General features: G+C 70.2%; 11 protein-coding genes. 9 read left to right on the top strand and 2 right to left on the bottom strand.

All coding sequences use genetic code 11. The features are described from left to right. The first annotated feature begins 29 nt into the window (after positions 1-29). From mihF to metK, 5 genes are all read left to right on the top strand, one after another. Complete coding sequence (gene mihF / locus JOE57_RS00900) at positions 30-374, top strand: integration host factor, actinobacterial type (protein WP_204915972.1); 345 nt, start codon at positions 30-32, stop codon at positions 372-374. Then, the gene (gene gmk / locus JOE57_RS00895) at positions 371-955 is read left to right on the top strand and encodes a guanylate kinase (RefSeq protein ID WP_204915971.1); all 585 of its coding nucleotides are present in this window, start codon (positions 371-373) and stop codon (positions 953-955) included. The genes mihF and gmk overlap by 4 nt, the downstream gene beginning before the upstream one ends. A 104-nt stretch (positions 956-1,059) precedes the next feature. Continuing rightward, entirely contained in the window at positions 1,060-1,368 is a 309-nt protein-coding gene (rpoZ, locus tag JOE57_RS00890; protein WP_204920113.1) for a DNA-directed RNA polymerase subunit omega, read from the top strand. 19 nt (positions 1,369-1,387) lie between these two features. Beyond that, entirely contained in the window at positions 1,388-2,614 is a 1,227-nt protein-coding gene (coaBC, locus tag JOE57_RS00885) for a bifunctional phosphopantothenoylcysteine decarboxylase/phosphopantothenate--cysteine ligase CoaBC (RefSeq protein ID WP_204915970.1), read from the top strand. A gap of 74 nt (positions 2,615-2,688) precedes the next feature. Next, positions 2,689-3,882 (top strand): methionine adenosyltransferase, encoded by a 1,194-nt coding sequence (gene metK, locus JOE57_RS00880; protein ID WP_204915969.1) that lies wholly within the window; start codon positions 2,689-2,691, stop codon positions 3,880-3,882. Between the two features lie 142 nt (positions 3,883-4,024). Here the strand turns inward: metK and JOE57_RS00875 are convergent, their stop codons facing one another. Beyond that, positions 4,025-5,332 carry a threonine/serine exporter family protein gene (locus tag JOE57_RS00875; protein ID WP_204915968.1) on the bottom strand — a complete coding sequence of 436 codons (1,308 nt, stop codon included), beginning with the start codon at positions 5,330-5,332 and terminating at the stop codon, positions 4,025-4,027. A gap of 120 nt (positions 5,333-5,452) precedes the next feature. On the opposite strand from JOE57_RS00875, the gene JOE57_RS00870 reads away from it, so the two are divergent. The 4 genes from JOE57_RS00870 to rpe all read left to right on the top strand — a co-directional run bounded on the left by JOE57_RS00870 (position 5,453) and on the right by rpe (position 10,662). Then, on the top strand, positions 5,453-7,531 hold the full coding sequence (locus JOE57_RS00870; protein WP_204920582.1) for a primosomal protein N' family DNA-binding protein: 2,079 nt from the start codon (positions 5,453-5,455) through the stop codon (positions 7,529-7,531). Positions 7,532-7,680: 149 nt separating this feature from the next. After that, positions 7,681-8,604: a methionyl-tRNA formyltransferase gene (gene fmt / locus JOE57_RS00865; RefSeq protein ID WP_204915967.1), complete on the top strand. Its 924-nt coding sequence runs from the start codon at positions 7,681-7,683 to the stop codon at positions 8,602-8,604. After that, on the top strand, positions 8,601-9,959 hold the full coding sequence (locus JOE57_RS00860; protein WP_204915966.1) for a transcription antitermination factor NusB: 1,359 nt from the start codon (positions 8,601-8,603) through the stop codon (positions 9,957-9,959). Before fmt ends, JOE57_RS00860 begins: the two co-directional genes overlap by 4 nt. 28 nt (positions 9,960-9,987) lie before the next feature. Continuing rightward, complete coding sequence (gene rpe / locus JOE57_RS00855; RefSeq protein ID WP_338041088.1) at positions 9,988-10,662, top strand: ribulose-phosphate 3-epimerase; 675 nt, start codon at positions 9,988-9,990, stop codon at positions 10,660-10,662. Positions 10,663-10,746: 84 nt separating this feature from the next. Here the strand turns inward: rpe and JOE57_RS00850 are convergent, their stop codons facing one another. Beyond that, complete coding sequence (locus JOE57_RS00850) at positions 10,747-11,595, bottom strand: PAC2 family protein (RefSeq protein WP_204915964.1); 849 nt, start codon at positions 11,593-11,595, stop codon at positions 10,747-10,749. Between the last annotated feature and the right edge of the window lie 146 nt (positions 11,596-11,741).

The raw sequence follows: 11,741 nt of genomic DNA, 5'->3' as shown, positions 1-11,741 counted from the left end.
CGCCAGGGACCAGCCATCGGGAGCACGTCGTGTCGATTCCGCCCCTCAGCGACGAACAGCGCCGGCAGGCGCGGACTGCCGCCACCGAGGCGAGGCGACGCCGCGCCGAGATGAAGCAGCAGCTGCGTGCCGGCACCCTGACCATCGCCGAGGTTCTGGAGATCGCCGAGACTGACGCGGTGATCGCCCACGCCAAGGTCATCGACGTGCTCAAGGCCCTGCCCCGGGTCGGCACGGTCCGTGCGGCCGAGGCGATGGACCGGTTCGACATCGCCGACAACCGCCGGCTGCGCGGGCTCGGCAAGCACCAGATTGCCGCCCTGATCGCCGAGTTCTCCGGCCAGCGCCAGTCGGCCGGGAACCGCGAGTCGTGACGAGCGGGACACGACACCCTTCACCGCCGGGTGGGACCCATCTGACCGTTCTCTCCGGTCCGACAGCAGTGGGCAAGGGCACCGTGGTCGAGCGTCTGCGTGCCGACTACCCGCAGATCTGGGTCTCGATCTCGGCCACCACCCGACCCGCCCGGCCAGGCGAGGTGAACGGTGAGCACTACCTGTTCCTGACCGAGGCCGAGTTCGACCAGCTGATCGAAACCGATGCCTTGCTGGAATGGGCCAGTGTGCACGGCTCCGCCCGCTACGGCACCCCCAGAGGCCCCGTTCTCCAGGCGATCAGCGAGGGTCGGGAGGCCCTGCTGGAGATCGACCTGCAGGGTGCCCGGCAGGTGCGGCAGTCCTGGCCCGACGCGCGGTTCGTGTTCCTGGCCCCACCTTCGTGGGAGGAACTGGTGCGCCGGCTGGTGGGCCGGGGCACCGAGTCGGCCGAGGAAAGGGCCCGGCGGCTGGAGACCGCCCGAGAGGAGATGGCCGCCGCCTCGGAGTTCGACCACGTCATCGTCAACGGCGAAGTGGGCCAAGCCGTCGAAGACTTGGTAGGCTTGCTGGGATTGTGACCACGGTCTGTCCGCAGGCCGGGTGTGCACAACCCATTGTTCGGCGGCGGGACCCACCCCGCTGCACCCCTCTCACCCGAAGGTTGATTTTGTCCGCAAAGAAGATGGTTGCCGAGGGGATCACGAATCCCCCGATCGACGAGCTGCTCACCCACTCCGACTCCAAGTACAAGCTGGTGCTGTTCGCGGCCAAGCGGGCTCGTCAGATCAACGCCTACTATTCCCAACTCGGTGAGGGACTGCTGGACCATGTCGGACCGCTGGTCGAGACGACCGTCCAGGAGAAGCCGCTGTCCATCGCCCTGCGCGAGGTGAACGCCGGCGTACTGAACTGCATCGACATCGACCCCGAGGCCGAGGCTGCGGCAGCGCTCGCCGCGGAGCAGTCTGGCGACGAGCCGAGCCTGGCCTGACGGCCGCAACGGCACCTCGATGAGCCGGATCGTTCTCGGTGTGGCCGGCGGCATCGCCGCCTACAAGGCGTGCGAGCTCACCCGCCGCTTCACCGAGGCCGGTCACGAGGTGACCGTCGTGCCGACCGAGGCGGCACTGAGATTCGTCGGCAGCGCGACCTGGGAGGCGCTGTCAGGTCGGCCGGTGCACACCGGTGTCTTCGACGACGTACCGAGGGTGCCGCATGTGGCGCTCGGCAAGCAGGCGGAGCTGGTGCTGGTGGCTCCGGCGACCGCGGATCTGCTGGCCCGGGCGGCGTCCGGGCGGGCCGACGACCTGCTCACCAACATCCTGCTGACCGCCCGCTGTCCGGTGGTCTTCGCTCCGGCGATGCACACCGAGATGTGGCTGCATCCGGCAACTGTCGCCAATGTGGAGTCACTGCGCAGCCGCGGAACCGTCGTCATCGACCCGGACTCGGGCCGACTGACCGGCAGCGACACCGGGCCCGGCAGGCTGCCCGACCCGGCCGAGCTCTTCGCCATCGCCCAGAGTGTCCTCGCTGACCCGGACACGGGCCGCCGCGCCGCGAGCCGGGACCTGCGCGGGCTGCGGATCGTGGTCAGCGCCGGCGGCACCAGGGAACATCTGGATCCGGTCCGTTTCGTCGGCAACGCCTCGTCGGGGCTGATGGGCTGGGCGCTGGCCCGGGCCGCCGTCCTGCGGGGTGCCGAGGTGCGCCTGGTCGCGGCGAATGTCAGCCTGCCGCCGCCGGCCGGTGTCACCCTCGAGCAGGTGACGTCCACGGAGGATCTGCACCAGGCCATGACCAGGGCGGCCAAGGACGCCGACCTGGTCGTGATGGCTGCAGCGCCGGCAGACTTCACTCCCGCCGACAGCCAGCAGACGAAGATCAAGAAGAGCAGCGGAACCGATCGACTGCGGGTTGAGCTGGTCCAGACCACGGACATCCTTGCCGGTCTGGTCCGGGACCGGACCGACCAGCGGCAGCTGATCGTCGGCTTCGCCGCGGAGACGGCCGCTGACCACGGCTCTCTGCTCCAGCTGGGCCGGGACAAGCTGGCCCGCAAGGGCTGCGACCTGCTGGTGCTCAACGCGGTCGGCCACGGCAAGGTGTTCGGCCAGCAGACGAGTGAGATCACCCTGCTCACGCCGGCTGGAGCTGCTGCTCCCGTTGCCGGGAGCAAGGACATGCTCGCGCATGAAATCTGGGACGAAGCCCTTCGGCTGAGGGCCGAAAGGTAAGGTGCGAGAGGAATGACGTTGTTCGTCGGCATCCCTCCCGTGAGCGCCCATCACCTATCAGGAGACGTACGGCCATGACCGGAAGACTGTTCACTTCGGAGTCTGTGACGGAAGGGCATCCCGACAAGATCGCCGACCAGATCAGCGACAGCGTCCTGGACGAGCTGCTCAGCCAGGACCCGACCAGCCGGGTCGCGGTGGAGACACTGGTCACCACCGGACTGGTGGTCGTCGCCGGCGAGGTCACCACTCAGGCGTACGCGGAGATCCCCCGGATTGTGCGGCAGCGGATCCTGGACATCGGCTACGACTCGTCGACCAAGGGCTTCGACGGCGCCTCCTGCGGGGTCCAGGTCGCGATCGGTGCCCAGTCACCCGACATCGCCCAGGGTGTGGACATGGCCTTCGAGAACCGTACCGGCGAGTCGACCGATGCCCTCGACGCGCAGGGCGCCGGCGACCAGGGACTGATGTTCGGCTATGCCTGCAGCGAGACCGCATCCAAGATGCCGCTGCCGATCGACCTGGCTCACCGGCTCGCCGAGCAGCTGTCAGCGGCGCGGAAGGACGGCTCGATGGCCTACCTGCGGCCGGATGGCAAGACCCAGGTGACGGTCGAGTACGAGGGTGACCGCCCGGTCCGGCTGGACACGGTGGTGCTGTCCACCCAGCACGCCGCCGACATCGACCTGGATGCGCTGCTCACCCCAGACGTCCGCAAACACATCGTCGAACCCGTGCTGGAGCGCTACGAGATCGACGCAAGTGACTACAAGCTGCTGGTCAACCCGACCGGCCGGTTCGAGATCGGCGGCCCGATGGGCGACGCCGGCCTGACCGGTCGGAAGATCATCGTCGACACCTATGGCGGCATGGCCAGGCACGGTGGCGGCGCCTTCTCGGGTAAGGACCCCTCGAAGGTGGACCGGTCGGCCGCGTACGCGATGCGTTGGGTGGCCAAGAATGTCGTCGCAGCCGGCCTCGCGACCCGCTGCGAGGTGCAGGTCGCCTACGCCATCGGCAGAGCCCACCCGGTCGGCTTCTATGTCGAGACCTTCGGCACCGAGATCGTGCCGGTGAAGCAGATCCAGCAGGCTGTGCTGGCCGTCTTCGATCTCCGGCCGGCAGCGATCATCCGCGACCTGGACCTGAAGCGCCCGATCTACGCCCAGACCGCCGCCTACGGCCACTTCGGCCGCGAGCTCCCCGACCTCACCTGGGAGCGCACCGACCGCGCCGACGCCCTCGCCAAGGCCGTCCAGGGCTGACCCGCCGCGCTCTGAGCTGACCCCCGCGCTCTGAGCCTGTCGAACAGCCGAACCCCCGCGCTCTGAGCCTGTCGAAGAGCCCCTTTCGGCGCTCTGAGCCGACGTCCGCGCTCTGAGCCTGTCGAAGAGCGACCAGGGCCACTCAGTGAGGCACTGTTCGCCGCCGCCGAAACCTACGGATCAGCCGCCCGGTCGAGCGCGCGATCGCCGAACCGAACATCAGCCCGAGCGCGATGGCGCAGATGACGGCGACCACCTGCACCACCGTCGAGACCGCCTCGGATGGGTTGATGCCCAGCTGGGTCACCGACAAGAGCCCGAGACTGCCCGGTACCAGCAGCCAGAATGCGGGCAGGAAGACGACCAGCCGGGGAAGCTGGGGCCTGACCGCCTCCACCAGTGACGCGCCGAGGCTGGCGGCGAGGGCCCCCAGAAAGCTGCCCACGGCGGTGCCGCCGAGGAGCTGACCAACCGACTGTGCCGCGAAGGCGAGCAGCAGAACGACGCCGATCCAGGGCAGCTGGCGAAACGGTGCGCTCTCCAGCAGGCAGAGTCCGACACTGATCACGACCAGCCCGGTCGGCGCAGCCCACCAGCCCAGCTCGTCGACCCGGATGTTGCCGAGCTGAGTGGCCTCGACCGGGAGCACCTTCGCCGCGGCGAGCACACCGAGGGTGAAGAGGAGCAACTGGACGACGCCGAAGATGAGTCTGGAGGAGCCGGCGACCATGGCACCCGCGGCCAGCTCGGACATGCCGGTGACCATCAACGCTCCCGGCAGCAGCACCGCCAGCGGCGGGAGCAGCGTGCGCAGCGGCCCCTCGATAAGACCCGCATCCGCGGCGCTGAACACCATCAGGGCGACCGCGAAGGCGGCCACGGTGGGCAGCAGCGTGGCCAGCAGCTGGGCTCGGGCTGCGAGGCGGGACATGCCGAGCACCACGACTGAACCCGCCGCGGCAACCAGCAGGTTCGGCCAGCCGGGCTGCAGGATCATCGCGATGCCGAAGGCGACAGCCAGAAAGCCCAGATGCATGGCCCAGCCGGGATACCGCGAGGGGAGCGAACGCAGCCCACTGAGCCGGGTCAGGGCCTCCTCCGGGTCGAGTCCGCCGGTCAGCAGACCGAGCCGGATGTCGCTGACCATCGCCGACTGGTCGAGCCTGAGCGGACCGTTGATCGACTCGAAGCTGGCCGGTTCGCCACTGCCGAGGTTCAGGGTCAGGCCGGTCGGGGTGGCGGCCACCTGGGCATCCGGATGCCCGAGTCGGGCACTCACGCGGCGCAGCTGTTCCTCCACCTCGTGCACCGGTTGTCCACTGGCGATCATGGCCGTACCGAGATAGGTCAGCAGCTTCCGGTCGGTGACGTCGGGAGAGCGGACCAGCCGCCCTCGGCTCCGGACATCGGCGCTGCCGCCCTCCGTCGACTGCGGCTGCGGGACCTCCATGGGGCAACTCTGCCAGTTGGTCCGGGTGCCTCGACGCGGGGTGATCGGTGCTGGGTCCGGCGGCTCAGCCGTCGTCGCGCTGCCGACCGAACTGTCAGATCGATCGGCCTATCATCGGGTGTGCCCGAACGCCAGATCACCCCTGAGCCGCAGCTCGCTGCGGTGCAGTCGGCGCTGTTGACAGCCCCCGACCGGGACGATGCCGAGCACGGGTCGGTGACGCTGCCGGTGGCACGGGTGGCCGTCGACGTCTCCCTGAGCCATCTGGACCGATTCTTCGACTACGCGGTTGCTCCTGCGCAGGACGCCGAGGCCGTCCCGGGTGCCCGGGTCAGGGTGCGGTTCGCCGGTAAGTTGCGGGACGGGTTCATTGTCGAACGCTGCGCGGCCAGCGAGCACGAGGGCCGGCTGGCGACGTTGCACAAGGTGATTTCCGCGGAACCGGTGCTGACCAGCGAGATCGTCCGGCTCATCCGCCGGACTGCCGACCACTACGCCGGCTGTTTTGCCGATGTGATGCGTCTGGCCGTGCCGCCGCGGCATGCGGCGACCGAGAAGGCCACTCCGGCCGCCCATTCCGACCGCCCACGGGCGGCGCCGTCGACGTCGGCCGGCCCTTTTCGGCACTACCCGACGGGTGAAGCGCTGCTCGGCTCGCTGCGCCGCCGGATGAGTCCGCGAGCCGCGTGGCAGCTGACGCCCACTTCCGCTGAGGCGGGGGACTGGGCGGTCGGATTCGCGGTCGCGGCCGCCGAGACGCTCGCCGGCGGGCGTGGCACGGTGGCCGTGGTGCCCGACCAGCGCGACCTGCTCCGTCTGCAACAGGCGTGCGTCGAGGTGCTGGGGGAGCGGTCCTTTGTCGTACTGACCTCCGATCTGGGACCAGCCGCCCGCTACCGGGCCTTTCTCGCCGTACTGCGCGGTGACGTCCGGGTGGTGATCGGCACCAGGGCGGCGGTGTTCGCGCCGGTACGCGACCTGGGACTGCTGGCCCTGTGGGATGACGGTGACGACCTGCTGGCCGAGCCGCGGGCGCCCTATCCGCATGCCCGGGAGGTGCTCGCGATCAGGGCAGCCGAGTCGGGCGCGGCTGTGCTGTTGGCTGGCTATGGCAGGACGGCCGAGGTGCAGCAGTGGGTGGACCGGGGGTGGCTGCGCGAACTCAAGGCGGAACGGGCGGCGATGCGCCACTCCGCACCGCGGGTCAAGATCGCCGGCGACAGCGACTTCGCACTGCAGCGTGACCCCCACGCTCGGGAGACCCGGCTGCCGCACGAGGTCTTCGAACTGGTCCGTGCCGCCCTGCTGCAGGGCCCGGTGCTGGTCCAGGTGCCGAGGGCGGGCTACCTGGTGTCGCTGACCTGTCAGACCTGTCGGGATCGGGTCCGGTGCCCGGCCTGCTCGGGACCGGTGCGCGTGGGCGCCGCTTCGGCGGAGGGTCAGGGCGTTGCCAGCTGCGGGTGGTGCGGTCGCCTCGTCACCGACTGGGCCTGCCCGACCTGCGGCGAGCATCGTTGGCGCGCCCCGGTGGTCGGCGCCGGGCGGACCGCCGAGGAGCTCGGCCGGGCGTTCCCTCAGACCCCGGTACGCCAGTCGGCGGCCGGGCGGGTGCTGTCAACGGTTCCGTCCGGCGCGGCGATCGTGGTCGCCACTCCTGGCGCCGAGCCGACCGCGGAGGGCGGCTACGCCGCGGCGTTGTTGTTGGACACCTCGCTGCTGCTGCTCCGAGCCGATCTGCGCGCGGGGGAGGAGGCACTGAGGCGCTGGCTGAACGTTGTCGGGCTGGTCCGCTCCGGTGCCGACGGCGGCTCCGTGCTGGCCGTGGGCGAGAGCACCAGCCGAGCGCTGCAGGCCCTGGTGCGGCTGGACCCGGATGGGTTCGCACAGCGGGAACTGGCTGAGCGTGCCGAGGCCCGGTTCCCACCGGCAGTGAAGATGATCCAGGTCGACGGCCGCTCCGAGGCACTTGCGGAGTTCCTCGAGCTCGCCGAGCTGCCCGGGCCGACTGAGGTGCTCGGCCCGGTCGAGCTCGGACCGTCGACCACCGGGGACGCGCCAGTGCACCGGCTGACGCTACGGTCCCCGCTCGCCCTCGGCCAGGCTCTCACCAAGGCGGTCAAGGACGTCTCGGGCGTCCGCAGCGCCCGCAAGAGTGAGGGCGCCCTCCGAGTCCGAGTCGACCCCGTCGACATCGCCTGACCGGCGCTTCTGCGGTGCGAGCGGCAGCCAGTGGTTGGGTTTGCGGCTCCGTCCGAACCACTGGCTGCCACTGGACGAACGGTGCCCCCGTTGCCGTACGCCCGGTTGGGCGCACGTCGGGCGCGTGCGGAGTGGCCTAGAATGCGCCGGTGCGCATCGTCTTTGCCGGTACTCCCGAAGTTGCCCTGCCCTCGCTGAATGCCCTGGTCGAGTCCGACCATGCGGTCGTTGCGGTGGTGACCCGACCTGATGCCGCACAGGGACGCGGTCGGACCCTGCGGCCAAGCCCGGTTGCCGCGCGAGCCGCTGAGCTGGGCATCGAGGTGCTGAAGCCGAAACGCCCCAGGGACGCTGACTTCGTGGCCCGGCTTGAGGAGCTGGCGCCGGACTGCTGCCCGGTGGTGGCCTACGGCGCCTTGATTCCGCAGCACGTGATCGACATTCCTCGCTTTGGTTGGGTCAACCTGCACTTCTCGTTGCTGCCCGCCTGGCGTGGGGCGGCCCCGGTGCAGCATGCGGTGATCGCGGGGGACCAGGTGACTGGTGCCTGTACGTTCTCGCTGGTGGCCGAGCTGGACGCCGGCCCGGTCTATCTGACGCTGCGGGAGCCGATCGCACCCGACGACACGGCGGGGGCCTTGCTGGAGCGGCTGTCACACTCCGGCGCGCAGCTGCTGCTGGAGACCATCGACGGCATCGCCAGCGGAAACCTGCAACCCCAGCCGCAGCCAGCAGAAGGGGTCACGTTCGCACCCAAGATCACCGTTGCCGATGCCGAGCTGGACTTCGCCCAGCCGGCGGTCGTGCTCGACCGCAGAATCCGTGGCTGTGCTCCCGCGCCAGGTGCCTGGACGCTGTTCCGTGGTGAACGGTTCAAGATCAACAGCGCCAGCCTGTCGGAGGAGCAGCTGGCACCGGGGGAGCTCCAGGTGACCAAGCGCAGCGTGCGGGTAGGCACTGGAGCGGGCGCCCTCGAACTCGGACTGGTGCAGGCTCAGGGCAAGAAACCCATGCAGGCGGCCGACTGGGCGCGCGGGATCCAGCTCGGCCCGGACGAAAAGCTCGGGGAGTGAGGCGTCTGACGGTCGACCCAGCCCGCCGGGTCGCCTTCGACGCCCTGCGGGCGGTGCACGCCGACGACGCGTATGCCAACCTGGTGCTGGCCAAGTTGCTGACCGAGCGCCACCTGTCCGGCCGCGACGCCGCCTTCGCCACCGAGCTGCTGGCCGGGACCTGCCGGATGCAGGGGACCTATGACCGCATCCTCACCGCCGCCGCCGGCCGGACACTCAACACGCTGCAGCCCGCGGTCGTGGATGTGCTGCGACTGGGCACTCACCAGCTGCTGGCCCTGCGTGTGCCGACGCACGCCGCCGTTGCCGCAACCGTCGACCTCGCGGCCTCAGCCGTCGGTGAACGCGTGACCGGGCTGACCAATGCGATCCTGCGGAGGGTTGCGGCACGCAGCTTCGACGACTGGGTCGAGGAGCTGTCGACCGGACTGGACCCGCGGGCGGCGCTCGCGCTGCGTACCGCGCATCCCGACTGGGTGGTCGCCGCGTACGCCGACCTGCTGCCCGAGGAGGAGCTGGAGACGGCGCTCGCGGCCAACAACGCGTCCCCGACCACCACGCTCGCGGTCCGTCCCGGGCTGGCCGAGGTGGCCGAGCTGGTGGCGGCAGGCGCCGACCCGACGACGTACTCACCGTTCGCCGCCCGGTGGAGCGGCAACCCGGCTGACCTGGCTGCCGTCAGGGAGGGTCGGGCCGGCGTCCAGGACGAGGGCTCACAGCTGGTCACCTGGGGGCTGACCCGGGCAGCAGCACCGGACGGCTGGTGGCTGGACCTGTGTGCCGGACCGGGTGGCAAGAGCGCTCTGCTGGCCGGTCTGGCTCCCGAACGGGGCGGCCGGTTGCTGGCTGCCGAACTGTCCGTGCATCGCAGCCTGCTCGTCCGGGCGGGGCTGCGTGGATACGCCCGGGTCGCGCGGACCACCGGATGGGCGGACCCCGCCGTGATCACGGCCGACGGGACCCGCCCGGCCTGGCATCCCGGGGCCTTCAGCCGGGTGCTGGCCGACGTGCCCTGCTCGGGCTTGGGGGCGCTGCGTCGCCGACCGGAGTCGCGCTGGCGCCGACAACCCGAGGATGTGGAGGCTATGCATCCGCTGCAGCGGGCGCTGCTCAACACGGCCCTGGACTCGGCGGCCAGTGGAGGGGTGGTGGCCTATGTCACCTGCTCGCCGCACCGGCAGGAGACCACCGACGTCGTCGACCCGATTCTGGCCCAGCGCGCCGATGTGGCCGTCATCGACGCCGCCGGGCTGCTGCCCGAGCTGGGCGATGCGGCTCGGGGTCCTTACCTCCAGCTGTGGCCGCATCGGCACGGCACTGATGCGATGTTTGCGGCCTACCTGCGCAAGCTCTGAACTGCTGGCTGGACGCTACACTCGCGCCGTGGGAATCCAGATCATGCCCAGCCTGCTGTCCTCGGACTTCGCGAACCTGCAGCGCGAGATCGAGTCCGTGCCGAGCGCCGACGCTCTGCACGTCGACGTGATGGACAACCACTTCGTACCCAACCTGACCCTCGGCCTGCCGGTGGTGGAGTCGATTCGCAAGGCGACGGACGCGATGCTGGACATCCATCTGATGATCGACGAGCCGGACCGGTGGGCTCCCGCCTATGCCGAGGCCGGGGCGGAGTCGGTCACCTTTCACATCGAGGCCGCCGCTGCGCCGGTGCGGCTGGCCCGCGAACTGCGCAGCCTGGGTGCCCGGGCCGGCATGGCCCTCAAGCCAGCAACTCCGATCGAGGGGTACGCCGACCTGCTGCCCGAGCTCGACATGATCTTGATCATGACCGTGGAGCCGGGGTTCGGCGGCCAGAAGTTTCTCGACCTGTGCCTGCCCAAGATCCGGCGGACCCGCGAGCTCATTGACGCCCTGGGCAGCCCCGGTGCCCAGCGGCGGGGCGACATCTGGCTGCAGATCGACGGCGGGGTGTCGGTGGAGACCATCGAGCGCTGCGCCGAGGCGGGCGCCGACTGCTTTGTCGCAGGATCAGCGGTGTTCGGCGCCGACCATCCGGACGAGATGGTCGAAAAGCTGCGCCAACTGGCCCAGCACTAGCCGGCCGGCCTCGGCAGGAGACGCAGCCGGCGACTGCGGTCCTCACCGAGACATCACTGGACCAGCCGCTGGCGCGGTGTGCCGCTACCCCCGACGCCGACGCAGGTAGCGTTCGAACTCGGCGGCGATGGCGTCGCCAGACGCCTCCGGCAGCTCGGTGGCGTCGCGCTGCTCCTCGAGCGTGCTGACATACTCCGCCACCTCGGTATCCTCGGCGGCGAGCTCGTCCACGCCGCGTTCCCAGGCCCGGGCCAGTTCGGGCAGCTCACCCAGGTCGAGCGGGGTGTCCAGCACGTCCTCGAGCTTGGTCAGCAGGGCCAGCGTCGCTTTCGGGCACGGCGGATGGGACACGTAGTGCGGGATGGCCGCCCACATCGAGACCACCTCGTGCCCGGCGCGGGAGAGAGAGTCGGCGAGCACGCCGACGATCCCGGTCGGGCCCTCGTACGTGGAGATGTCCAGTCCCAGCTCGTCGGCCAGCCGGGTCGTACGAGTGGTCAGGGAGACCGGGATGGGTCGGGTGTGCGGCGTGTCGGCGAGGAGGGCACCGAGGATGAAGACGCGCTTCGGCTTCACCGTGGCCAGCGCCGAGCTGAGGATGCCGACGAACTGGCGCCAGCGCAGGTTCGGCTCCAGGCCCTGGATCAGCACGAGGTGGCGCCCGGTCGGCAGCGTAGCCACCTTGATCTCGGTCGTCGGCCAGGTGATCTCGTGCTCCCCCTCATCGTTGACGAGGCTGACCTGGGGCCGGTTCACCTGGAAGTCGTAGAAGTCGTCGGGGTCGATCGCGTAGGCAAGCTCGGCGTCGTAGCTGTCGGCCAGGTGCTGGATGGCCGAGGACGCCGCCGTGCCGGCGTCATTCCACCCGCCGAACGCCGCCACGACCACCGGGTCGCTCAGGTTCCGCAGGTCCGCACCCATCGACTGCACCATGTCCAACACTCTAGTCGCCGGCTCTGTCGGCCGCGCCGCCGTTCCGACATTGCCGTCGACCAGAGGTGGACCGGGGCCGCTCGGAGGCCGAGATGGCCATGTCAGGATACGGAATTCCTGCCGTCGACCGCCGGGCCGATCTAGTC

This window comes from Microlunatus panaciterrae (assembly GCF_016907535.1).
Classification (GTDB): domain Bacteria; phylum Actinomycetota; class Actinomycetes; order Propionibacteriales; family Propionibacteriaceae; genus Microlunatus; species Microlunatus panaciterrae.
Note: the sequence above shows the minus strand (reverse complement) of the source record. Positions and strands in the feature narration are given on the sequence as shown.